We start from the raw sequence: 21,619 nt of genomic DNA, 5'->3' as shown, positions 1-21,619 counted from the left end.
GTCGCTCGGACGGTTCCGGGCGCTTACGTACTTCGAGGCCACAATGGCAGACCAAGGTTCGCCGCGCCGCTTTGCGCGCATAGATCGACTCCCCCCTTACGTATTCAACATCACTGCCGAGCTGAAGATGGCCGCGCGTCGTCGTGGCGAAGACATCATCGACTTGAGCATGGGCAACCCCGACGGCCCCACGCCGCCGCACATTGTCGAAAAACTCGTGCAAGTGGCCCAACGCGAAGACACCCACGGTTATTCCACCTCCAAGGGCATTCCTCGCCTGCGCCGCGCCATTTCGCGTTGGTACAAAGACCGCTACGAAGTGGACATCGACCCGGAAACCGAGGCCATCGTGACCATCGGTTCCAAGGAAGGCCTGGCGCATTTGATGCTGGCCACCCTGGATCAGGGCGACACAGTGCTGGTGCCGAACCCGAGCTACCCGATTCATATCTACGGTGCCGTGATTGCCGGCGCCCAGGTGCGGTCGGTACCACTGGTGCCTGGGGTGGACTTCTTTGCCGAGCTGGAACGGGCCATTCGCGGCTCGATCCCCAAGCCGAAAATGATGATTCTTGGCTTCCCTTCCAACCCCACCGCACAGTGCGTGGAACTGGATTTCTTCGAGCGCGTGATTGCGCTGGCCAAGCAATACGACGTGCTGGTGATCCACGATCTGGCCTACGCCGATATCGTCTACGACGGCTGGAAAGCCCCGTCGATCATGCAGGTGCCGGGCGCCAAGGATATTGCGGTGGAGTTCTTCACCCTGTCCAAAAGCTACAACATGGCCGGCTGGCGCATCGGTTTCATGGTGGGTAACCCGGAGCTGGTCAACGCCCTGGCGCGGATCAAGAGCTACCACGACTACGGCACCTTTACCCCGCTGCAAGTGGCGGCCATTGCCGCATTGGAAGGCGATCAGCAGTGCGTCAAAGACATCGCCGAGCAGTACCGCCAGCGCCGCAATGTGCTGGTCAAGGGCCTGCACGAGCTGGGCTGGATGGTGGAAAACCCCAAGGCCTCGATGTACGTCTGGGCCAAGATCCCCGAGCAGTATGCCGCCATGGGCTCGCTGGAATTTGCCAAGAAGCTGCTGCTTGAAGCCAAGGTGTGCGTGTCGCCGGGGATCGGCTTTGGCGAGTATGGCGACGACCATGTGCGCTTTGCGCTGATCGAGAACCAGGACCGGATACGCCAGGCAGTGCGGGGCATTCGCGGGATGTTCCGGGCGGATGGCGCAGTTAGAAAAACCGACGCCTGACGCGGTCACTATGTGGGAGAGGGCTGGCCCGCTCCCACAGTGTATGGGGCGATCACCCCATACACATGTGTCGGTTAGACCACCAACGACAGCAACATGATGAAGATCAACGCCACCACCGACAGGATGGTTTCCATCGCGGTCCAGGTCTTGAAGGTCTCGGCCACGGTCATGTTGAAGTACTGCTTGACCAGCCAGAACCCTGCATCGTTGACGTGAGACAGAATCAACGAGCCCGCCCCCGTCGCCAGTACCAGCAGCTCGCGGTTGACCCCAGGGATCATGCCCACCACCGGCACCACGATGCCGGCGCCGGTGATGGTCGCCACGGTCGCTGAACCGGTCGCCACACGAATCACCGCCGCCACCAGCCATGCCAGCAGGATCGGGTTGATCTGCGCGTTCACCGCCATATGGCCGATCACGTCACCCACGCCGCTGGTCACCAGCATCTGCTTGAAGCCACCACCGGCGCCGATGATCAGGATGATCGCGGCGGTCGGCGCAAGGCTGGCGTCGAGCAGCTTGAGGATCTGCTTGGCGTGAATACCCTGGCGACTGCCAAAGGTGTACAGCGACAGCAGCAGGGCCAGCAGCAAAGCGGTGATCGGGTGACCGATCATGTCCATCCAGTTGCGCACCACGTTGCCTTCGGCAAAGGCGATGTCGGCAAAGGTTTTAAGCAGCATCAGGAACACCGGTAACAGCACGGTGACCAGGGTGACGCCGAAGCTTGGCAGCGACTTGTTATCGGTCTCGCGGGCCAGTTGGTCGACCAGTTCCTGGGACGGGTTGCCCGGAATGTACTTGGCGATAAACGTACCGAAGATCGGGCCGGCGATGATGGCGGTCGGCAGTGCGACGATCAGGCCGTACAGGATGGTTTTGCCGATGTCCGCGCCAAACACGCCGATGGCCAGCAACGGGCCTGGATGCGGCGGCACCAGACCGTGCACCGCCGACAGGCCGGCGAGCAGCGGGATGCCGATCTTGATCAGCGACACGCCGGTACGCCGTGCGACGATAAACACCAGCGGGATCAGCAACACAAAACCGATCTCGAAGAACAGCGGGATGCCCACCAGGAACGCGGCGAACATCATGGCCCATTGCACTTTTTCCTTGCCGAAGGCGCGGATCAGGGTCTGAGCGATCTGATCGGCGCCGCCGGACTCGGCCATCATCTTGCCGAGCATGGTGCCCAACGCGAGGATGATGCCGACAAAGCCGAGCACGCCGCCAAAACCGTCCTGGAAGGCCTTGATGATCTTGTCCACGGGCATGCCCGAGGTCAGGCCGAGAAAGCCGGCCGCAATGATCAGTGCGATGAACGGGTGCACTTTGAATTTGGTGATCAGAACGATCAAACCGATGATGGTGACGACTGCATCTAACAGCAGGTACGACTCGTGGGACATGCCAAACATGGGGGGTCTCTCCTGTTTGTTGTTGTTATTAAAGCGGGTGATGAATTTCCTGCCGGGGATAGCGCTATCTTTTCCGGCAAAAAATTATTGAGTTCGTTCAAAACCGTGCTTGAGCCACCAGGCATGGGTCTGCTCGGCCAGGGCTTCGACGCTGTCTTCGCTGGCGTTGAGGGCCAGGGTCAGCGGCTCGCCTTTGGGCGATTCGAGGGTGGCGAACTGGCTGTCTATGAGGCTCGCCGGCATGAAATGACCGGGGCGATGGGACACGCGGTCCGAGGCCACTTCACGGGTCAGTTCCAGAAACACGAAACCCAAACCCGGCGCAGCTTCGCGCAGGTGGTCGCGGTATTTCTTTTTCAGGGCTGAGCAAGTGAGTACCGGGTGTTCACCGGCCTTGAGCGAACGGCGCAGTTCATCGCACAGGATGTCGAGCCAACCGGCGCGGTCGTCGTCGTTGAGGGGGTGGCCGGCGCTCATCTTTTCGATGTTGGCGGCGGGGTGAAAGCTGTCGCCTTCAATGGCGGTGGCGCCGTTCAGGCGGCACAGCGCCTCGCTGACGCTGGTCTTGCCACAGCCGGCAACACCCATGATGACCAGGGCGGTAACAGGTTGACTCATGGAACACCTCAGGACGCAGATAGCGCTACCTTTGCACGCTGTAAGGCTAGTGCAAAAACAGGCTTTTCCCGCGCCGTCTTGTCTTTTTTTATGGAGTGACGCGTGCATCCGCTCCAACGCTTTGAACAGGATCAGGCAACCCTTTGTTCAAGAATTTGCAGCCTTTTGGAGACAGCGCTACCTTAGTGCCTCGATTTTTGTTTGGCAAGCCGCCTGATGACCTCTAAGAACGATAAAAATACGCGCACCACGGGTCGCCCGACCCTCAATGAAGTTGCCCGCCTGGCCGGCGTCAGTCCGATTACCGCCTCCCGCGCCTTGCGTGGCATCAGCACCGTGGCCGTGGACCTGGTGGAAAAAGTGCAGCAGGCCGCTGCCGAACTCAGCTACGTGGTCAACCCCGCCGCCCGTGCCCTGGCCTCGGCCCAGAGCCATTCGGTGGTGGTGCTGGTCCCATCGCTGTCCAACCTCCTGTTTATCGAAACACTGGAAGCCATTCATCAGATACTGCGGCCCAAGGGCTTCGAAGTGCTGATCGGCAACTTCCACTATTCCCGCGATGAAGAAGAAAACCTGCTGCGCAACTACATGGCCTACCAGCCACGGGGGTTGCTGCTGACAGGGTTTGATCGCACCGAAAGTGCCCGACGGATGGTCGAGGCCAGTAACGTGCCCTGCGTCTACATGATGGACCTGGACCCTAACGCTGGCGTGAACTGCGTGGGGTTCTCGCAATTGGCGGCCGGTGAAACCGCGGCGGCGCATCTGTTGTCCCGTGGGCGCAAGCGCCTGGCCTATATCGGCGCGCAACTGGACCAACGCACCTTGCTGCGTGGCGAAGGCTTCCGCCGCGCGCTGCAACAGGCGGGGTTGTATGACCCGGCGCTGGAGCTGCTCACTCCGCGCCCCTCCTCCGTGGGCCTGGGCGGTGAACTGTTCCTGCAGTTGCTCGCGGCGCACCCGGATGTGGACGCGATCTTTTTCGGCAACGACGACTTGGCCCAGGGCGCACTGCTCGAAGCCCTGCGCCATGGCATCAAGGTGCCGGAGCGCGTGGCGGTGCTGGGTTTTAACGACCTGCCGGCCTCGTCCTTTATGGTGCCGCGCCTGAGCAGCATCAGCACGCCGCGTGAGGCGATTGGTCGGCGTGCGGCAGAGCATTTGTTGACGATCATGGCGGGCAACAAGATCGCCAAGCCCGTAGTAGATATGGGATTTGAATTGCAGGTGCGGGAGAGTACGTAGGCCCCTTGTAGGAAGCGCCTGACATTGCGGTAAGCGCCTTGCCCGGTTGCCTACGCTTACGTCAGAATCCGCCGGCTTGTGCGCATGAGTAGCGGTCTTTAAGGTTTGCCGGTCGCTGAATTTCTCGGTGATCGGGTTTAGTAGCCCGACCTTGCTCACACAAGATGCATGAGCCTATCGATGCTTGATGGTGGCTGTGCGCAGGGCGCCTTCGGGTGCGCCGGGTTTGTGTGGGGTACCGGTCTACTAACTTGCGTACAGCTGCCACCCTCGTTTAGTAGCGATGAGGTATCAGCCCAAATCAGGTACTTCAATTATGCAAAGCACCCATCCCACGCATGCGCTCTTCACCGTCATCCCCGAGACGCCCACCGAAACCCTGCTGATCAACAGCTACGAAACCATGTGCTCCGTCAGCACCTTGCTGCTCGACCTGTCAGATGAACTCAGCGGCAAACAGCGCGATGTCGCCCTGGCCATTCATCAGCTGAGTGAGCTGTCCGTCCTGCTGGTCGGCAAGGCCATCGACCAACATACACCGCGCTGCTAAGGCTTCTGCCCGGTCAAACGTGTGGGGAGCCAGCCCTCTCCCACATTTTTAATCTACTCGCGCGTTGAAGTCTCGCCGTCGCTTAGGGTGCCTGTTAGATTGGCTGCTCTCCAAATGCGAGGGAAATATCATGGGACACTCACTGAAAATCTTGGGTCGCACCTCCTCCATCAATGTGCGCAAAGTGCTCTGGACCTGCCACGAACTGGGCATAGACTACGCACACCAGGACGACTGGGGCATCGGCTTCAAGCCCACCCAATCCGCCGAATTCCTCGCCCTGAACCCCAACGCGCAAATACCGGTGCTGATCGACGACCACGGTGTGCTGTGGGAGTCGAACACCATCTGCCGTTACCTCGTCAGCCTCTACCAACGGTACGACCTGCTCCCTGCCGATCCCGCCCCACGGGCCCGTGTGGAGCAATGGATGGACTGGCAAGCCACAGAGCTCAATCGCGCCTGGGGCGATGCATTCACCGCCCTGGTGCGTAACAACCCTGATGGCCTCGACGCCGGGCAGATTAAAATCGCCGTGAAGGTCTGGAACGACAAGATGGGCATTCTGGAGCAACAGTTGGCCAAGACCGGCGCGTATGTGGCGGGTGATGAGTTCACGCTGGCCGATATCCTGATCGGACTATCGGTGCACCGTTGGCAGATGACCCCGATGGAGCGCCCGCCCTACCCCGCCGTCGCAGCGTACTACCAACGACTCGGCCAGCATCCCGGCTTCAAGACGTTCGCACTCGACCTCGCTAACTGAATCCCCGACGCGCCGCTGGTACAGCGCAGACGGCAACGCATGGCCGGCCGGGGGACAACTGTTGCCGCAGCGGCCATGCCATCGCCAACAAATACGGGTATTCCGCGCCCGGCACGGTATTTGCTCCAGCTGTCACACCGTACATTTACACAGGTGACCGATCATGCTGGTTAACAACAACGCTCAAGCCATGTCGATCGTCGAAAAGATCAAGCGGCCCGACATGGACCCCGCCAACGCCGCCGCCAGTGCGTTGTACAGCGGTGCCGTGCAGGCCGCGCAGCAAAGCGTGACCATGCCGGCCGCGCAGAAGGATCTGGACAAGGCCGCCGGCCGTATCGACGAAGCCTTCGCCAAGACCCGCGTGCAGTTGCAAGCCTGCGCAGCGGCCGCCACGACCTCGACTTCGACCGAAGTGCCTGCGGCCACGTCTGCCTCCGGCGCACGGTCGGAGTTCACCGACTACATGAGCAAATCCCCGGCAGAACGCATCCGTGAGCAACTGCTCAAGGAGCAGGGCTTGACCGAAGCGGATGTGCAGAACATGTCCCAGGAAAAGCAGGACGCGATTACCCAGCAAGTGGCCGAGCGCTTGAAACAGCAACAAGAGCAGCAGTTGACGGCTAAAGCGGTAGACCCGCAGGCGCAAACACTGAAAGAAACCCTGGCGGCGATCTAAGCCTCATAGATGATCAAAGGCGGGAGGGCTTGCTCTCCCACCCCTCGACGGGGTGTACCGACAGGAAACGTGTCTGCCGTCGAACACCCCTGAGCTGAAAGCTACTCAATGCCCGAACAGACCGCTGTCGGACTTCTTGGCTTTCTTGTCGGCACGTTTTTCATCGGCGGTCTTTGCCGGTTTTTTCTTCGCGGCTTTCTTTGAATCCATACCTTTGGCCATGTTGCGTACTCCACTGTGAAGGGATGCAGCACTGGGTATACCACCTATTGCCCGGCAGAAGGCGCTTATAATCCCCGCCCCTTCACCACGCTGCCTGAACACCATGCCCGAGTTGCCCATCGAACCGCTGGCAGAGCCCCTGTGGCCGCTGCTGAACAAGTTTTACCGCAGCCACAACTCACCAATGAAGGCACTCAAGGGTGGTCGCTTATGGGTGGCACGCGATGGCGAGATTGTCGCCGGGCTGTGCCTGACGCCCGTGGTGGGCGGGCAGTTCCTGACCGGGGTGTTTGTGGCGCCGGACTACCGCGGCCAGGGGCTGGCCACACGTTTGATACTGCGCGCGGTGGCCGAGGTGGAAGGGACGGTGTGGCTGCTGTGCCATCCAGACCTGGAGGGGTTGTATCGGCGCATGGGGTTCACCCAAGACACGGTGTTGCCACAATCGCTCAGCGAACGGCTGGTGCGCTATAAGCGCAACAAGCCGATGATCGCGATGGGGCTTTCGCCTCGGGGGTGATCACCTGTTACAGGGCTTTGGTGGGGCTTGAGCGGGGTTTATTCGTCAGCGGCAGGGTCCATGTCGGGGAACATCACCTCGATAAAGCCGAACTTGCTGAAGTCGGTAATGCGCGACGGGTACAGGCGGCCGATCAAGTGGTCGCACTCATGCTGCACCACCCGCGCATGGAAGCCGTCGGCAAAACGCACGATGGGCTCACCCTTGGGGTCGAAACCCTCGTAGCGGATCTGCTGGTAACGATTCACCGCGCCACGCAGGCCTGGGACGGAGAGGCAGCCTTCATAGCCCTCTTCCAGCACGGGGCTGAGCGGAGTGATCAAGGGGTTGATCAGGATGGTCTGCGGCACCGGCGGGGCATCCGGGTAGCGTTCGCTGGCTTCGAAGCCGAAGATCACCAACTGCAGGTCAACGCCAATCTGCGGGGCAGCCAGGCCGACGCCCCCCACGTGCTCCATGGTCTGGAACATGTCATCGATCAATTGCCACAACTCGGGGCTGTCGAACATTTCTGGCGGGACGGCAGGCGCGATACGCAGCAGGCGCTCGTCACCCATTTTCAGGATTTCACGGATCATTGATCAGGCTCAGGAGTGGGCTTGGAGTGGTCCCGGCCGAGGCCAGAGACGTGCTGTTTTTCAACGGTGTGGCCGGGCTCATCGAACTCCTTTTCACCAGGGCCCTTACCTTCGGCCGACATATGTTCGATCACTGCGTTCATCTCCGCACCGAGCAGCAGCACCGCCGCGGAAATATAGAAGTACAGCAGCAGCACGATGATCGCACCGATACTGCCATACATCGCGTTGTAGTCCGCGAAGGTTTTAACGTAGTAGCCAAACCCCAGGGAGGCGACGATCCATACCACCACCGCCAGCACGGAGCCAGGGGTGATAAAGCGGAATTTCTGCTCGACATCCGGCATGACGTAATACATGAGGGCCACGGCGAACATCAGCAAAATCACGATCAGCGGCCAACGCACGATGGTCCACAGGGTCACCACGAATTCCTGCATGCCAATCTGCCCCGCCAGCCACTCCATCACCTGCGGGCCGAGGACCATCAACGCGGCGGCGGCCAGCAGCATGCCGGCAATGCCGACGGTGTAGAAAATCGACAGAGGGAAACGCTTCCAGATCGGCCGGCCTTCGACCACATCGTAGGCGGCGTTCATCGCACTCATCATCAGGCGCACACCGGCCGACGCGGTCCATAGCGCAATCACGATACCTACCGACAGCAGGCCGCCCTTGGACTGCTGTAACTGGTCGATCACCGGGTTGACCTGCTCCAGGGCCTGGGGCGGTAACACCAACTCCGATTGCAGGCGCAACCAGCTGAAAAAGTCCGGCAAATGCAGGAAACCGATCAGGGCAATCAGGAACAGCAGGAAGGGGAACAGCGAAAACAGCATCTGGTAGGCCAGTGCCGAGGCGTAGGTGGACATCTCGTCGTCGACGAATTCCTTGATGGTGCGCGCCAGCACCTTGTGCAGCTTGAGGCCATCGAGAACCGAAAAAATCATAGCGTCTCCTTTCGCCGCAAAGAGGGTGAGGTCGCGGGCGACTCAGGGGCCGTTTTCTACATCAAAGTAGCCCATTTGGCGACTTTGAAACAATTTCGAAAGTTTAGTTGCAAAGGCGCACATAAAAACGGCCATCCGTGGATGGCCGCTGTGCAGTCCAGGCATCGCCTTAGACGCCGACTTACTTGGTCGCTTTCTTGACTGCGTCTTTGGTGTCACCGACCGCTTGCTGCACTTCGCCTTTCTTTTCCTGGATCACGCCTTCAGCACGCAGCTTGTCGTTATCGGTTACTTTGCCGACGCCTTGCTTGATGTTGCCCACTGCCTCGTTCGCCAAACCTTTTGCCTTATCCGATGTGCTGCTCATGGTATTTCTCCGAAGGAACAATCAAGGGTTTTGGTCATTACCTAAAGATTGACCGGAGGCCGTTCGGCAGAGTTTCAATTATTTTCGGCGGGCATTTGATCGAAAGCGGCAGGTTTGACTTTATGTTTTGCAGCCAACCCACGAGAATGCCGGGCACATTCAGGCTATACCGCTGAATAACAGATCCCGTAGGAAGGTTATGAAACTCAATAAAGCACAGGCTATCGCCCGCAGAAACACCGAACTGGGCGGTGCCGTACTCGGCGTCAACAACTGCCATTTCACCGACCTGGACCGCAAACGCAATATCTGGTGGTTCGACCTGCCGGTAGGCCGTATTGCGGTGGGCCAGTACGAGTGGATTCACTTGTTGATGCATGACGCCGAGTCCGATCAGTTGCTGCACCTGAAGGTACCGACGGCTTACTTGCGTGAAAAACTCGAAGGGCTCGTAGTGCGCAATGCCGGCAAGCGCAAGCCGGAGATCACCCTGGAGCTGAGCGCCGATAAGGACTCGTTCCTCAAGGATGTGCGCCCGTCCGGTGCGGGTGTGAGCTTCGCGCAGTTTGCCCTGTAACAACGAGGTTAAAACCGCACGTCAGGCAGCACGCATTAAAAAACCCCGCATTGCGGGGTTTTTTATGGGTTACTTCTTAAGACCCAGCTTCTTCAACTCTTCATCCCGCAACTCACGCCGCAGGATCTTGCCCACGTTAGTGGTCGGCAATGCATCGCGGAACTCCACGGCCTTGGGCACCTTATAGCCGGTAACATTGGCACGCATATGCTCCATCACCTGATCTTTGGTCAGGGTGGCTCCCGGCTTGACCACGATGAACAGCTTGATGTGTTCCCCGGACTTCTCGTCCGGCACACCGATGGCCGCGCACTGCAGCACGCCCGGCAGGCCTGCCAGTACGTCTTCCAGCTCGTTGGGGTACACGTTGAAGCCGGAGACCAGGATCATGTCCTTCTTGCGGTCGACAATGCGCATGTAGCCGTCCGGCTGGATGATCGCGATGTCACCGGTCTTCAGCCAGCCTTCGCTGTCGAGGATCTCGGCGGTGGCGTCTTCACGCTGCCAGTAGCCTTTCATCACCTGCGGGCCCTTGACGCACAGCTCGCCGACTTCGCCCAGGTCCAACTCCACGCCGTCATCGGTGATGACCTTGCACAGGGTCGAGGGCACCGGGATGCCAATGGTGCCGATCTGGATGTTCTGGATCGGGTTGACCGTCGCGACCGGGCTGGTCTCGGTCATGCCGTAGCCTTCGCAGATGCTGCAGCCGGTCACAGCCTTCCAGCGCTCGGCCGCTGCCAGTTGCAGGGCCATGCCCCCCGACAGGGTGACCTTGAGCGCGGAGAAGTCCAGCTTGCGGAAGCCTTCGTTGTTGCACAGCGCCACGAACAACGTGTTCAGGCCGACAAAGCCGCTGAACTTCCACTTCGACAGTTCCTTGACCATCGCCGGCAAGTCGCGCGGGTTGCTGATCAGGATGTTGTGGTTGCCGATCAGCATCATCGCCATGCAATGAAACGTGAACGCATAGATGTGGTACAGCGGCAACGGGGTGATCAGGATCTCGCAGCCCTCGTGGAGGTTGGAGCCCATCAGCGCCTTGCATTGCAGCATGTTGGCGACGAGGTTGCGATGGGTGAGCATCGCGCCCTTGGCCACTCCGGTGGTGCCGCCGGTGTATTGCAGCACGGCCACATCGCTGCTGGCCGGGCTGACGTCGCTCACCGGTTGACCGTGCCCTTTGGCGAGCACGTCGTTGAACTTGATCGCCTGCGGCAAGTGGTAGGCCGGAACCATCTTCTTCACGTACTTGATGACGCTGTTGATCAGCAGGCGCTTGAGCGGCGGCAGCAGGTCGGCGACTTCCGTGACGATCACGTGCTTGACGGCGGTCTTGGGTACGACCTTTTCCGCCAGGTGGGCCATGTTGGCCAGGCATACCAGGGCTTTGGCGCCCGAGTCATTGAATTGGTGTTCCATCTCCCGCGCGGTATACAGCGGGTTGGTGTTGACCACGATCAGCCCGGCGCGGATGGCGCCGAACACGGCGACCGGGTATTGCAGGACGTTGGGCAGTTGCACGGCGATTCGATCGCCGGGCTTGAGGTCGGTATGTTGTTGCAGGTACGCGGCGAAGGCGCCGGACAATTCGTACAATTCACCGTAGGTGATTGTCTTGCCCAAGTTGCTGAAAGCCGGTTTGTTAGCGAAGCGCTGGCAGGACTGCTTCAGTACCGCCTGAATATTTGGATACTCGTCTGGATTGATGTGTGCAGCAATCCCGGCGGGGTACTTATCCTTCCAAAAGTCTTCGTGCATGGAAGCCCACTCCTCAGCGACGCGAATTCATCATCGCATTTGATGCGATTATTATTGGTGTATGTTTTTTTAGGTGAATCTGGCGCTTTCAAGCAGGCCGAGACGTCACAAAGCGCGCCGAGAGTAGCAGCTTTGCCAGAGGCCGACTAGAGCCTAAAGAGGGTCCTACAGTCATAATCATGACTGTCCTACAATATCTGGTCACACTTTAAACGACGCTCAAATACCGCAGTAAAAGGCTCTGGAATAAGGCTTTCAGCACACCTGAACCATATGTGGGAGCGAGCGTGCCCGCGAATACAGCGTATTCAGTCACTGAACATGTCGACTGATACCGCGCATTCGCGAGCACGCCCGCTCCCAGATTTTTGATTGCTTTTTAATTCAATATCACGCCATGTCGCGCAACTCACGCCGCAGGATCTTGCCGACCGGCGTCATCGGCAACGAATCGCGCAGCACGATCTGCTTGGGCACCTTGTACCCCGTGAAGTTGGCCTTGCAGTAGCTCTTCAACTCCTCAAGGCTGACCCCTTCGGCGCGCGCCACCACAAACAGCTTCACGGCCTCGCCCGTACGCTCGTCCGGCACGCCGATCACTGCGCAGTTGGCGACGGCCGGGTGCGCCATCACCACGTCTTCGATCTCGTTGGGGTACACGTTGAAACCTGAAACGATGATCAGGTCTTTCTTGCGATCGACGATACGTACGAAGCCATCCTCATCGATCACCGCGATGTCACCGGTCTTGAGCCAGCCCTCGGCGTCCAGGGCCTCCGCGGTGGCGGCCGGCTGCTGCCAGTAGCCCTTCATCACCTGCGGGCCCTTGATGCACAACTCGCCGCGCTCGCCCAGGGGCAGCTCGACGCCTTGATCATCGATCACCTTCATCGCCGTCGCCGGCACGGGGATGCCCACGGTGCCGAGGCGGGATTTGTCGCCATAGGGATTGGTGCTGGCCACCGGCGAGGTTTCCGTCAGGCCGTAGCCCTCGCCGATCGCGCAGCCGGTAAGTTGCTGCCAGCGCTCGGCCGTGGCCTTGATCAGCGCGGTGCCGCCGGAGTTGGTGAGTTTGAGGTGGGAGAAATCCAGGCTCTTGAAGTCGGGGTGATCCATCAGTGCCACAAACAGCGTGTTGAGCCCCAGCAGCCCGGTAAAGCGCCACTTTTTTAGCTCTTTGATAAACCCGCCGATGTCCCGTGGGTTGGTGATGAGCACGTTGTGGTTGCCCGAGACCATCATGCACATGCAGTTCGCGGTGAAGGCATAGATGTGGTACAGCGGCAGCGGCGCGATCATCACCTCCTGCCCTTCCTTGATCAACGGGTGGCCGTCGTCGCCGGTCTGCGACATGCAGGCGCGCACCTGCTGCATGTTAGCCACCAGGTTGCCATGGGTGAGCATCGCGCCCTTGGCCAGGCCGGTGGTGCCGCCGGTGTATTGCAGTACGGCGATGTCATCCAGGGTCACCGGGTGGCGGGTCAGGCCAAGGCCCGCGCCCAGGCGCAGCGCGCGCTTGAACGACACCGCACGCGGCAGGTGATAGGCCGGGACCATCTTTTTGACCTTGTCGACCAATGTGTTGACCAGCCAGCCTTTGGCGGCGGGCATGAAGTCGCCCATCCTGGCTTCGATCAGGTAGTCGATCTCGGTATCTGTGCACACTTCCTGCACCCGCGAACCGAACAGGTTGAGGTAGACCAGCGCACGCACACCGGCGTCCTTGAATTGATGGCGCATCTCGCGCGGGGTGTACAGCGGGTTAGTGTTGACCACAATCAGCCCGGCGCGCAGGGCGCCGAACACCGCGATGGGGTAATGCAGCACATTGGGCATCTGCACCGCGATGCGCTCGCCGGGCTTGAGGTCGGTGTGCTGTTGCAGGTAGCCGGCGAACGCCGCGCTCTGACGCTCAAGCTCGGCGTAGGTCAGGGTAACGCCCATGTTGCTGAATGCCGGACGGTCGGCAAAGGCCTTGCAGGAACGCTCGAAAACTTCGATCACCGATTTATAGGCTGAGAGGTCGATGTCGCTGGGAACGCCCGCCGCGCGTTTGTCATTCCAGAATTCAGGTTGCATTATTCTTGTCCTCTTACCTGAGTGTGTCCGGCCGCTTATAGAAAGCGGAGCTTTGGGGACGTTAGCAGCTATGGCCAAACAGGCAAATACACTCAATCGTGTCATTGATTGTATGAATCTTGCACCTGACGCGTAGGCAGATACCGCGCCCTGCGGCAGATCAGCTATACACTGCAACGACCCGAGCAGACCCTGAAGAAAGGAAGCGCCATGAACCACAGCACCTTCTGGCTGACCGCGAATGACCACAGCCGCCTGTACGTCAATCAATGGATGCCTGACGGGCCGGCACTTGCGGTGGTCATGCTGTCCCATGGCATGGCCGAGCACAGCGGGCGCTATGGGCGGTTGGCCGAGGCCTTGTGCGGCGCAGGCTACGGCGTGTACGCAGCGGACCAGCGCGGCCACGGGCGCACCGCCGATGAAGGCACGCTGGGGTTGTACGCCGAAAAGGATGGCTGGAACAAAGTGGTGGGCGACCTCGCCAGCCTCAACCAGCACATCGGCCAGCAGCATCCGGGGCTGCCGATCATTCTGCTGGGCCACAGCATGGGCAGCTACATAGCGCAGGCCTACCTATTGCACCACAGTGCCAGCCTGCATGGCGCGGTTCTCAGCGGCTCGAATTTCCAGCCGGTGGCGTTGTACCGCGCCGCTAGAGTGATCGCCCGTGCCGAGCGCTTGCGCCAGGGGTTGCGCGGCCGCAGTGCGCTGATCGAGTTCCTGTCGTTCGGCTCGTTCAATAAAGCCTTCAAGCCCAACCGCACGGCATTCGACTGGCTCAGCCGTGACCCGGTTGAAGTCGACAAGTACATCAACGACCCGCTCTGCGGTTTCCGCTGCACCAACCAGCTGTGGGTCGACCTGCTCGGCGGCTTGCAGCAAATCAGCAAAGCGTCCAATCTCGCCCAGATCGATCCGGGCCTGCCGATCCTGGTAATGGGCGGCGAATGTGATCCGGTGAGTGAGGGCAAGCGTCTCACCAGCCTGGCCAACGCACTGCGTGCGGCCGGTAGCCGGCATTTGCAATTGAACATTTACCCGCAGGCGCGTCATGAAGTGTTCAACGAAACCAACCGCGATGAAGTGACCGCAGATCTGCTGGCATGGCTCGACCAGGCCCTGACTTTGCGCAGGCCGGCCCGCTGCGAATAAATTTTATTTTAAAATCAGCCGATTAAAATCGGCCGATACTTACCGATTAGCCACAGGATGCACCTTTAGATGACCCAGGTAACCAACACCCCGTACGAAGCCCTCGAAGTCGGCCAGACCGCCAGCTACAGCAAAACGGTTGAAGAGCGCGATATCCAGCTGTTCGCCGCGATGTCCGGCGACCACAACCCGGTGCACCTGGATGCCGAATACGCTAAAGCGACCATGTTCAAGGAGCGGATCGCCCATGGCATGTTCAGCGGCGCCTTGATCAGCGCAGCGGTAGCCTGCGAGCTGCCTGGGCCGGGAACTATCTATATTGGCCAGCAGATGAGCTTCCAGAAGCCCGTCAAGATCGGCGACACCTTGACCGTACGCCTGGAGATCCTTGAGAAACTGCCGAAGTTTCGTGTACGCATTGCCACCCGTGTGTTCAACCAGCGTGATGAGCTGGTGGTGGACGGCGAGGCGGAAATCCTTGCGCCGCGCAAACAGCAGGTCGTGACCTTGACCGAGCTGCCGCCGATCAGCATCGGCTGATTCAAGCGCCACACAACAAATGTGGGAGGGGGCTTGCCCCCGATAGCGTCTTGTCAGTCACCGGATATGGACTGATCTACCGCCATCGGGAGCAAACCCCCTCCCGCTTTTCTTAGCACATTTACAGCACAGGGCTTACGACTGAGCGCGAGCCTGGTTACGCAGGGCTTTTACCTGGTCGTGGTTGCGCTGTACGCCGTGGTACTGACGCTCAACCAGGTCACGAATGCCCAGCAGGTTGTGCTTGTTGATCTTCTCGATCGCGTCTTTGTAAGCCTTGAGTGCGTGGTCTTCACCGCGCTCGGCTTCGTTCAACACAGCCTCTTCGTCTTTACCGGTGACCATCGACTTCACGTCGACCCAGCCACGGTGCAGCGCGCCAGCCACGCTGCCGGAGTCTTCCGGATCACCACCCAGGGCACGCACAGCGGTTTTCAGCTCGGCGGCGGCGGTGGCGCAATCAGCGGAGCGCTTGGCGAACAGCGCCTTGAGCTCTGGATGCTTGATGTCTTCGGCGCATTCCTTGAAGCCTTTCTGGCCGTCAATGCTGGTCTCGATCAGGTCGTTGAGTACAGAGATCGATTCTTTGTTGATATCAGTCATTTTCCAATTCCTTAGGCAGGTTAAACAAAGGGTTGTCTTAGTGATTGCAGCGCCCGTGCCAGGTTTTTAAAAAGTACTTTTATTTTAAATATCAACAACTTAAAAATTATTGAACCATCTGTATCGACGTTATTTGCATGATCTGTCATTTGGCCTTCATGCAGAATGCCTGTATTTTCCCAAGTCTCTACTCTCGCCGCTGAAAGCCCATGAACCCCGAAAAACTGGAACTGCTGATCACCCGCCAGATGCCCTTCGGCAAATACAAAGGCCGGATCATCGCCGACCTGCCGGGGCCTTACCTGAACTGGTTTGCCCGCGAAGGTTTCCCCCACGGTGAACTGGGTGGTTTGCTGGCCTTGATGCAGGAAATCGACCACAACGGACTCTGCGAACTGCTCGAACCGCTGCGCGCGAAACACGGCAAACCCGCCCCTCGCCATTAATTGAGAGCCCCGCCATGCCAAGGAATGCAGACAACGAACGTCACTGGCAGGCCATCGCCGGGCGCTATGCCCTGGAGCCAGGTCCGATCAATCTGGAAAACGGCTACTTCGGACGCATGAGCCGTGACGTAGAGGCGCAGTACCTGGAGCACGTCGCGTTTATCAATCGCAGCAACTCGGTGCACGTGCGCCAACGTTTCGAGCGAGGCCAGAACGTCGAGATCCGCCGGCAATTGGCCGAGCTGATCGACGTAGATCCACAGGCGGTCGCCTTCACCCGCAACGCCACCGAAGCCCTGCAATCGCTGATCCGCAACTACAACCGCCTGAAACCGGGTGATCAGATACTGATCAGCGACCTGGAATACGACACGGTCAAAGGCGCCATGCGATGGTTGGCCGGGGTTCGTGGTGTTGAGGTGATCGAGGTGTGCCACGTGCATCCGGCGAATGTCGACAGCCTGGTGCAGACCTATCGCGATGCCTTCGCCCGGCACCCACGTTTAAAGCTGATGGCGCTGACCCACGTCACCCACCGCACCGGCCTGGTAATGCCCGTTGCCGAGGTTGCCAGGCACGCCCGCGAGCATGGCATCGACGTGATCCTCGACGGCGCCCACGCCCTGGGCCAGATCGATTTCAACCTGGCCGCGCTGGGTATTGAGTTCGCAGGCTTCAACCTGCACAAATGGATCGGCGCGCCACTGACCCTGGGCTTTATGTACATCGCCCCGGAGCGCCTGGCCGATATCGACCCGGACATGGGCGAGTTTCACTACCCCATCACGGATGTACGCGCTCGCACCTCCTACAGCACACCGAACTTTCCAGCGCTGATGACCCTGCCATTGGTATTTGAGGAACATCGGGCCTTGGGCGGCGCGGCGGCCAAGGGTGCGCGGGTGAACTACCTGCGGGATTTATGGGTGGGCCAGGTGCGGCCTCTCGCAGGCATTGAGGTGCTGACGTCGGATGACCCGCGACTGTATTGCGGGATCACCGCCTTCAAGTTCATTGGGCGCGATCAGGAACTGATGGTGGATCGCTTGCTCAAGGAGCACGACCTGTTTGTGACCACCCGAACGGGGGCAGCGTTTGGTACCTGTATTCGGGTGACGCCGGGGTTGGTCACGTCGGCATTGCAGATCAATGCCTTGGCCAATGCGATTGGGCGACTCAATACGGACTAGCGATCGATGAGCGGGCGCCCCGCGGGTTTTGGCAGGCAAAAAAAATGCGGTACACCGACCAAGTGCACCGCAAAAATGCCGTCAAGCACAGCAACAACGATTCGGTAAATCAGATCAATCCAGCAGCGCCAGCGCCTCGGCGGTGACTTCCTGGATACGCGCCCAGTCGCCGTTCTTGACCCACTCAGGGTCGAGCATCCAGCTACCGCCCACGCACATCACGTTTTTCAACGCCATGTAGCTTTTGATGTTGGCCGGGCCGACGCCGCCGGTGGGGCAGAATTTCACCTCGCCGAACGGGCCGCCCAGGGCCTTGATCGCCGCCACGCCGCCGCTGACTTCGGCCGGGAACAACTTGAAGCGGCGGTAACCCAGGCCATAGCCTTCCATGATGCCGGAGGCATTGCTGATACCCGGCAGCAACGGGATCGGGCTGTGCACCGAGGCTTCCAGCAGGTCGCGGGTAATGCCGGGGGTGACGATGAACTGCGAGCCCGCCACCTCGGCCGCTTCGAGCATGTGACGATCGAGCACGGTGCCGGCGCCGGTGCACAGTTCAGGGCGCTGTTCGCGCAGCACCTGAATGGCCTTGAGGCCGAACTCGGAACGCAGGGTCACTTCCAAGGCGGTCAAACCACCGGCCGCCAGGGCATCGGCCAGCGGCAGGATGTCCTGTTCGCGAGCGATAGTGATCACCGGCAGGATCCGCGCCTTGGCGCAGAGGCTGTCGATCAGGGCAACTTTGTCCGCCATGGAAACGGTCGGTTGAGGGCTTTTCATAGCGGCTGATCCTTGGCTCATGGGCACCAGTAAATCTCTAATGTAGGTTGCAAAAACGCGCGAATCGGCATGGCAGCAACGTCGTCACTGGCCAGGGCGGCGCTCAAGGTCGTCAATTTGGCACTGCCGGAAATCGACAGCACGGTGTAGTTGGCCGTGGCCAGCAACGCGCGACTCATGGTCAGGCGCTGGTGCGGCACGGTCGGCGCCAGCATCGGCCAGCAACGGCGGGTACCGTCGGCCTGCAGGGCGTGCGCCAGATTCGGGCTGTCGGGGAACAGCGATGCGGTGTGGCCGTCATCGCCCATGCCCAATACCAGCACATCAATGGCCGGCAATTCGGCGAGCAGGCGATCGGCCTGCTCTGCAGCGTCTTCAAGGGTTGCCGTGGCGCTGTACAGGCTCAAAAATTTGGCCTTGGCCGCCGGGCCTTGCAACAGGTGCTGCTTCAACAAACCGGCATTGCTGTCGGCATGCTCTACCGGCACCCAGCGCTCATCGGCCAGGGTGACGGTGACGTTGGACCAGTCCAGGCCTTGCTTGGCCAGGTGCTGGAAAAACGCCACGGGGCTGCGGCCACCGGACACCACCAGGGTCGCTTCGCCACGGGCACTGATGGCCGCGCGCAGTTGCTCGGCCACATCGTTGGCCAGGCCTTCGGCCAACAATGCCGGCGTGCGGTACTCATGGGCCGTTACGCCCTGAGGCAGTTTCAATTCAGATATCGCCATACCACGACCTCCCATCCCGCGTGATCAGTGCAATGGAGCTCATCGGCCCCCAGGACCCCGCCGCATACGGCTTGGGCGCATCACCGGATTTTTTCCACCCGGCGATCAACTGGTCACACCACTTCCACGCGGCTTCGATTTCATCTTTGCGAACAAACAGGTTCTGATTGCCGCGCATCACTTCCAACAGCAGACGCTCGTAAGCATCCGGGATGCGTGCGCTGCGATAGGTGTCGGAAAAATTCAGTTGCAGCGGGCCGCTGCGCAGTTGCATGCCTTTGTCCAGGCCCTGCTCCTTGGTCATCACACGCAAGGAAATACCTTCGTCCGGTTGCAGGCGGATGATCAGTTTGTTGCTGATCTGCAAGCGCTGCTCGGGGGCGAAGATGTAGTGGGACGGTTCTTTGAAGTGGATAACGATCTGCGACAGCTTTTGCGGCATGCGCTTGCCGGTGCGCAGGTAGAACGGCACCCCGGCCCAACGCCAGTTACGGATATCGGCCCGCAATGCGACGAAGGTTTCGGTGTCGCTCTGAGTATTGGAGTTTTCTTCTTCCAGGTAACCCGGTACCGCTTTGCCGGCGCTGTAGCCGGCGATGTACTGGCCACGTACCACTTGGGTGGTCAGGCCGTCCGGACTGATGGGCGCCAGGGCCTTGAGCACCTTGACCTTCTCGTCGCGGATACTGTCGGCGGACAAGTCGGCCGGCGGGTCCATGGCGATCAGGCAAAGCAGCTGCAGCAGGTGGTTCTGGATCATGTCGCGCAGTTGGCCGGCCTTGTCGAAGTAACCCCAACGGCCTTCGATACCGACCTGCTCGGCCACGGTGATTTCCACGTGGGAGATGTAGTTCTGGTTCCACTGGGTTTCGAACAGGCTGTTGGCAAAACGCAGGGCGATCAGGTTCTGGACAGTTTCTTTGCCCAGGTAGTGGTCGATACGGTACGTGCGGTTTTCCGGGAAAAACTGCGCTACGGCGTCGTTGACCTTGCGCGAGGATTCCAGGTCCGAGCCGATGGGTTTTTCCAGCACCACGCGGGTGTTTTCCGCCAGGCCAACCTTGGACAGGTTTTCGCAGATCGCGCCATAAACCGCTGCGGGCGTGGCGAAGTAAGCGATCAGGGTCTGCGCGGTGCCGGCGATTTCCGCCAGGGCCACGTAGTCGTCAGCTTTCATGAAGTCGACATGCACGTAGGTCAGCCGCGCCAGGAAGCGCAGGACGATGGTTTCGTCCAGTTCCTTGCCGACGTACTTACGCAGCTCTTTTTCGATGTGCGCCAGGTGCTGTTGCTCGGAGCCGGCTTCACGGGCCAGGGCCAGGATGCGCGTGTCGTCGTGCAGCAGCCCGGCGCCATCGAGTTGATAGAGGGCAGGAAATAACTTGCGCAGCGCCAGATCACCCAAGGCGCCAAACAGGGCAAAGGTGCAGGGTTCTACGGTTATCGAAGGCATGATGTTTGTTCTTTTATCAAGTTAAGCTACAAATACCTTTTTTCAAGGCATCACTCAAGGAAAAATGTAGTAATAACCACAACATTTTCCGGAAATACGCATTCCGAGTGGTGGTGTTCAGCTACCCTCAGTAGGATAGGCCACCGCGAAAAGCCACTCGTCGATTGGCTGCCGCCCTTTATTTGCATCGTCGCCCGAAGGAAAGACTGAATGGACCGCGTGCGAAATCTTCTGGAACAGATCCGGAACCGCCTCGAAGAATTGAACAAGGCCGAGAAAAAAGTCGCCGAGGTCATCCTGCTCAACCCGCAGCAGGCGACCCGCTTCTCTATCGCCGCCCTCGCCCAAGCCGCCTCGGTCAGTGAACCGACGGTCAACCGTTTCTGCCGTTCGTTCGGCGTCAGCGGTTACCCTGAACTTAAATTGCAGTTGGCGCAAAGCCTGGCCAGCGGCGCGGCGTACGTCAGCCGCGCCGTGGAGGCCGATGATAACCCCGAGGCCTACACCCAGAAGATCTTTGGCAGCGCGATCGCGTCCCTGGACAGCGCTTGCCAGGCACTGGATCCCAACCTGATCAGCAAGGCCGTAGACCTGCTGATCCAGGCGCGCCAGATCCATTTCTTCGGCCTCGGTGCGTCAGCCCCGGTGGCCATGGATGCACTGCACAAGTTCTTCCGCTTTAACCTCTCGGTCACGGCCCACGCCGATGTGCTGATGCAGCGCATGATCGCGTCGGTGGCCCATACGGGCGAGCTGTTCGTGATTATTTCCTACACCGGGCGTACCCGTGAGTTGGTGGAAGTGGCGCGTATCGCGCGGGAAAACGGCGCCTCAGTGCTCGGCGTCACCGCCGAGAACTCGCCACTGGCCAAGGCCAGTACGGTGAGCCTGAACATTCCGCTGCCCGAAGACACCGACATCTATATGCCGATGACCTCGCGGATCATCCAGTTGACCGTGCTGGACGTGCTGGCGACCGGCATGACCTTGCGCCGTGGCGTGGATTTCCAGCCGCATTTGCGCAAGATCAAAGAGAGCTTGAATGACAGTCGGTATCCGGTGGGGGATGAGTTCAACTAAGCCGCAATCTTTGCCGTCAGTTCCAACCCTTCGCGAGCGAG

The 21,619-nt window shown here is 59.9% G+C and carries 23 protein-coding genes; 12 read left to right on the top strand and 11 right to left on the bottom strand.

The genetic code is table 11. The features are described 5' to 3' along the window. Nucleotides 1-43 precede the first annotated feature (43 nt). Nucleotides 44-1,261, top strand: coding sequence for an alanine transaminase (gene alaC, locus KZX66_RS13785; protein ID WP_248080154.1), 1,218 nt, complete (start codon nucleotides 44-46; stop codon nucleotides 1,259-1,261). A 74-nt stretch (nucleotides 1,262-1,335) separates the two neighbouring features. Here the strand turns inward: alaC and KZX66_RS13780 are convergent, their stop codons facing one another. Next, complete coding sequence (locus KZX66_RS13780) at nucleotides 1,336-2,688, bottom strand: GntP family permease (protein ID WP_248080152.1); 1,353 nt, start codon at nucleotides 2,686-2,688, stop codon at nucleotides 1,336-1,338. Between the two features lie 84 nt (nucleotides 2,689-2,772). Continuing rightward, nucleotides 2,773-3,306, bottom strand: coding sequence for a gluconokinase (locus KZX66_RS13775; protein WP_248080150.1), 534 nt, complete (start codon nucleotides 3,304-3,306; stop codon nucleotides 2,773-2,775). A gap of 213 nt (nucleotides 3,307-3,519) precedes the next feature. Here KZX66_RS13775 and KZX66_RS13770 point away from each other — a divergent pair, with 213 nt between their 5' ends. The 5 genes from KZX66_RS13770 (at nucleotide 3,520) to KZX66_RS13750 (ending at nucleotide 7,288) form a co-directional block, all read left to right on the top strand. Continuing rightward, a complete protein-coding gene (locus KZX66_RS13770) occupies nucleotides 3,520-4,551 on the top strand; it encodes a LacI family DNA-binding transcriptional regulator (RefSeq protein WP_248080213.1) in 1,032 nt (343 codons plus the stop codon). A 316-nt stretch (nucleotides 4,552-4,867) separates the two neighbouring features. Continuing rightward, complete coding sequence (locus KZX66_RS13765) at nucleotides 4,868-5,101, top strand: DUF6124 family protein (protein ID WP_248080148.1); 234 nt, start codon at nucleotides 4,868-4,870, stop codon at nucleotides 5,099-5,101. Between the two features lie 130 nt (nucleotides 5,102-5,231). Then, nucleotides 5,232-5,867, top strand: a complete 636-nt coding sequence (locus KZX66_RS13760; RefSeq protein ID WP_248080146.1) for a glutathione S-transferase — start codon at nucleotides 5,232-5,234, stop codon at nucleotides 5,865-5,867. A 163-nt stretch (nucleotides 5,868-6,030) separates the two neighbouring features. Continuing rightward, nucleotides 6,031-6,546 (top strand): hypothetical protein, encoded by a 516-nt coding sequence (locus KZX66_RS13755; RefSeq protein ID WP_248080144.1) that lies wholly within the window; start codon nucleotides 6,031-6,033, stop codon nucleotides 6,544-6,546. A gap of 325 nt (nucleotides 6,547-6,871) precedes the next feature. Further along, nucleotides 6,872-7,288, top strand: coding sequence for a GNAT family N-acetyltransferase (locus tag KZX66_RS13750; protein WP_248080142.1), 417 nt, complete (start codon nucleotides 6,872-6,874; stop codon nucleotides 7,286-7,288). Between the two features lie 38 nt (nucleotides 7,289-7,326). On the opposite strand, the gene def is transcribed toward KZX66_RS13750, so the two are convergent. The 3 genes from def to KZX66_RS13735 all read right to left on the bottom strand — a co-directional run bounded on the left by def (nucleotide 7,327) and on the right by KZX66_RS13735 (nucleotide 9,183). Then, nucleotides 7,327-7,866, bottom strand: coding sequence for a peptide deformylase (def, locus tag KZX66_RS13745; RefSeq protein WP_248080140.1), 540 nt, complete (start codon nucleotides 7,864-7,866; stop codon nucleotides 7,327-7,329). Further along, nucleotides 7,863-8,816 (bottom strand): YihY/virulence factor BrkB family protein, encoded by a 954-nt coding sequence (locus KZX66_RS13740; protein WP_248080139.1) that lies wholly within the window; start codon nucleotides 8,814-8,816, stop codon nucleotides 7,863-7,865. Before KZX66_RS13740 ends, def begins: the two co-directional genes overlap by 4 nt. A 181-nt stretch (nucleotides 8,817-8,997) precedes the next feature. After that, a complete protein-coding gene (locus KZX66_RS13735) occupies nucleotides 8,998-9,183 on the bottom strand; it encodes a CsbD family protein (protein WP_248080137.1) in 186 nt (61 codons plus the stop codon). Nucleotides 9,184-9,382: 199 nt separating this feature from the next. Here KZX66_RS13735 and KZX66_RS13730 point away from each other — a divergent pair, with 199 nt between their 5' ends. Beyond that, nucleotides 9,383-9,760, top strand: a complete 378-nt coding sequence (locus tag KZX66_RS13730) for a hypothetical protein (RefSeq protein WP_248080135.1) — start codon at nucleotides 9,383-9,385, stop codon at nucleotides 9,758-9,760. 69 nt (nucleotides 9,761-9,829) lie between these two features. Here KZX66_RS13730 and fadD1 read toward each other — a convergent pair whose 3' ends face one another. Together fadD1 and fadD2 are read right to left on the bottom strand one after the other, a co-directional pair. Then, nucleotides 9,830-11,521 (bottom strand): long-chain fatty acid--CoA ligase, encoded by a 1,692-nt coding sequence (gene fadD1 / locus KZX66_RS13725; RefSeq protein WP_248080133.1) that lies wholly within the window; start codon nucleotides 11,519-11,521, stop codon nucleotides 9,830-9,832. A 390-nt stretch (nucleotides 11,522-11,911) separates the two neighbouring features. After that, complete coding sequence (fadD2, locus tag KZX66_RS13720) at nucleotides 11,912-13,600, bottom strand: long-chain-fatty-acid--CoA ligase (RefSeq protein WP_248080131.1); 1,689 nt, start codon at nucleotides 13,598-13,600, stop codon at nucleotides 11,912-11,914. A gap of 210 nt (nucleotides 13,601-13,810) precedes the next feature. Here fadD2 and KZX66_RS13715 point away from each other — a divergent pair, with 210 nt between their 5' ends. Further along, nucleotides 13,811-14,755: an alpha/beta hydrolase gene (locus KZX66_RS13715; protein WP_248080129.1), complete on the top strand. Its 945-nt coding sequence runs from the start codon at nucleotides 13,811-13,813 to the stop codon at nucleotides 14,753-14,755. Between the two features lie 69 nt (nucleotides 14,756-14,824). Continuing rightward, nucleotides 14,825-15,295, top strand: coding sequence for a MaoC family dehydratase (locus KZX66_RS13710; RefSeq protein WP_003175719.1), 471 nt, complete (start codon nucleotides 14,825-14,827; stop codon nucleotides 15,293-15,295). Nucleotides 15,296-15,430: 135 nt separating this feature from the next. On the opposite strand, the gene KZX66_RS13705 is transcribed toward KZX66_RS13710, so the two are convergent. After that, nucleotides 15,431-15,898, bottom strand: a complete 468-nt coding sequence (locus KZX66_RS13705; protein ID WP_248080127.1) for a PA2169 family four-helix-bundle protein — start codon at nucleotides 15,896-15,898, stop codon at nucleotides 15,431-15,433. A gap of 209 nt (nucleotides 15,899-16,107) precedes the next feature. Between KZX66_RS13705 and KZX66_RS13700 the strand changes: the two genes are divergently transcribed. Both KZX66_RS13700 and KZX66_RS13695 read left to right on the top strand, forming a co-directional pair. Continuing rightward, nucleotides 16,108-16,344 (top strand): DUF3820 family protein, encoded by a 237-nt coding sequence (locus KZX66_RS13700; protein ID WP_248080125.1) that lies wholly within the window; start codon nucleotides 16,108-16,110, stop codon nucleotides 16,342-16,344. Between the two features lie 14 nt (nucleotides 16,345-16,358). Continuing rightward, the gene (locus KZX66_RS13695) at nucleotides 16,359-17,534 is read left to right on the top strand and encodes an aminotransferase class V-fold PLP-dependent enzyme (protein WP_248080122.1); all 1,176 of its coding nucleotides are present in this window, start codon (nucleotides 16,359-16,361) and stop codon (nucleotides 17,532-17,534) included. A 114-nt stretch (nucleotides 17,535-17,648) separates the two neighbouring features. Here KZX66_RS13695 and KZX66_RS13690 read toward each other — a convergent pair whose 3' ends face one another. Genes KZX66_RS13690 through zwf form a run of 3 tightly spaced genes read right to left on the bottom strand, consistent with a single transcriptional unit; the run spans nucleotide 17,649 to nucleotide 20,498 of the window. Beyond that, the gene (locus KZX66_RS13690; protein ID WP_069076884.1) at nucleotides 17,649-18,314 is read right to left on the bottom strand and encodes a bifunctional 4-hydroxy-2-oxoglutarate aldolase/2-dehydro-3-deoxy-phosphogluconate aldolase; all 666 of its coding nucleotides are present in this window, start codon (nucleotides 18,312-18,314) and stop codon (nucleotides 17,649-17,651) included. A gap of 17 nt (nucleotides 18,315-18,331) precedes the next feature. Then, nucleotides 18,332-19,045 carry a 6-phosphogluconolactonase gene (gene pgl / locus KZX66_RS13685; RefSeq protein WP_248080120.1) on the bottom strand — a complete coding sequence of 238 codons (714 nt, stop codon included), beginning with the start codon at nucleotides 19,043-19,045 and terminating at the stop codon, nucleotides 18,332-18,334. Beyond that, nucleotides 19,032-20,498, bottom strand: a complete 1,467-nt coding sequence (gene zwf, locus KZX66_RS13680; protein ID WP_248080118.1) for a glucose-6-phosphate dehydrogenase — start codon at nucleotides 20,496-20,498, stop codon at nucleotides 19,032-19,034. The genes pgl and zwf overlap by 14 nt, the downstream gene beginning before the upstream one ends. Before the next feature lie 219 nt (nucleotides 20,499-20,717). Here zwf and KZX66_RS13675 point away from each other — a divergent pair, with 219 nt between their 5' ends. Then, on the top strand, nucleotides 20,718-21,578 hold the full coding sequence (locus KZX66_RS13675; RefSeq protein WP_169851198.1) for a MurR/RpiR family transcriptional regulator: 861 nt from the start codon (nucleotides 20,718-20,720) through the stop codon (nucleotides 21,576-21,578). Nucleotides 21,579-21,619: the final 41 nt, after the last annotated feature.

Origin of the sequence: Pseudomonas sp. EYE_354, assembly GCF_023148575.1 — a bacterium.
In the GTDB taxonomy this organism is placed as follows: Bacteria; Pseudomonadota; Gammaproteobacteria; order Pseudomonadales; family Pseudomonadaceae; genus Aquipseudomonas.
Note: the sequence above shows the minus strand (reverse complement) of the source record. Positions and strands in the feature narration are given on the sequence as shown.

Coding starts and splice junctions, on each gene's coding strand:
- KZX66_RS13780 (WP_248080152.1), bottom strand. CDS start 2,688: ATGTTTGGCATGTCCCACGAGTCGTACCTGCTGTTAGATGCAGTCGTC.
- zwf (WP_248080118.1), bottom strand. CDS start 20,498: ATGCCTTCGATAACCGTAGAACCCTGCACCTTTGCCCTGTTTGGCGCC.
- KZX66_RS13710 (WP_003175719.1), top strand. CDS start 14,825: ATGACCCAGGTAACCAACACCCCGTACGAAGCCCTCGAAGTCGGCCAG.
- KZX66_RS13730 (WP_248080135.1), top strand. CDS start 9,383: ATGAAACTCAATAAAGCACAGGCTATCGCCCGCAGAAACACCGAACTG.
- KZX66_RS13775 (WP_248080150.1), bottom strand. CDS start 3,306: ATGAGTCAACCTGTTACCGCCCTGGTCATCATGGGTGTTGCCGGCTGT.
- KZX66_RS13695 (WP_248080122.1), top strand. CDS start 16,359: ATGCCAAGGAATGCAGACAACGAACGTCACTGGCAGGCCATCGCCGGG.
- fadD2 (WP_248080131.1), bottom strand. CDS start 13,600: ATGCAACCTGAATTCTGGAATGACAAACGCGCGGCGGGCGTTCCCAGC.
- KZX66_RS13750 (WP_248080142.1), top strand. CDS start 6,872: ATGCCCGAGTTGCCCATCGAACCGCTGGCAGAGCCCCTGTGGCCGCTG.
- alaC (WP_248080154.1), top strand. CDS start 44: ATGGCAGACCAAGGTTCGCCGCGCCGCTTTGCGCGCATAGATCGACTC.
- def (WP_248080140.1), bottom strand. CDS start 7,866: ATGATCCGTGAAATCCTGAAAATGGGTGACGAGCGCCTGCTGCGTATC.
- KZX66_RS13735 (WP_248080137.1), bottom strand. CDS start 9,183: ATGAGCAGCACATCGGATAAGGCAAAAGGTTTGGCGAACGAGGCAGTG.
- KZX66_RS13755 (WP_248080144.1), top strand. CDS start 6,031: ATGCTGGTTAACAACAACGCTCAAGCCATGTCGATCGTCGAAAAGATC.
- KZX66_RS13740 (WP_248080139.1), bottom strand. CDS start 8,816: ATGATTTTTTCGGTTCTCGATGGCCTCAAGCTGCACAAGGTGCTGGCG.
- KZX66_RS13705 (WP_248080127.1), bottom strand. CDS start 15,898: ATGACTGATATCAACAAAGAATCGATCTCTGTACTCAACGACCTGATC.
- KZX66_RS13715 (WP_248080129.1), top strand. CDS start 13,811: ATGAACCACAGCACCTTCTGGCTGACCGCGAATGACCACAGCCGCCTG.
- KZX66_RS13765 (WP_248080148.1), top strand. CDS start 4,868: ATGCAAAGCACCCATCCCACGCATGCGCTCTTCACCGTCATCCCCGAG.
- KZX66_RS13760 (WP_248080146.1), top strand. CDS start 5,232: ATGGGACACTCACTGAAAATCTTGGGTCGCACCTCCTCCATCAATGTG.
- pgl (WP_248080120.1), bottom strand. CDS start 19,045: ATGGCGATATCTGAATTGAAACTGCCTCAGGGCGTAACGGCCCATGAG.
- KZX66_RS13690 (WP_069076884.1), bottom strand. CDS start 18,314: ATGAAAAGCCCTCAACCGACCGTTTCCATGGCGGACAAAGTTGCCCTG.
- fadD1 (WP_248080133.1), bottom strand. CDS start 11,521: ATGCACGAAGACTTTTGGAAGGATAAGTACCCCGCCGGGATTGCTGCA.
- KZX66_RS13700 (WP_248080125.1), top strand. CDS start 16,108: ATGAACCCCGAAAAACTGGAACTGCTGATCACCCGCCAGATGCCCTTC.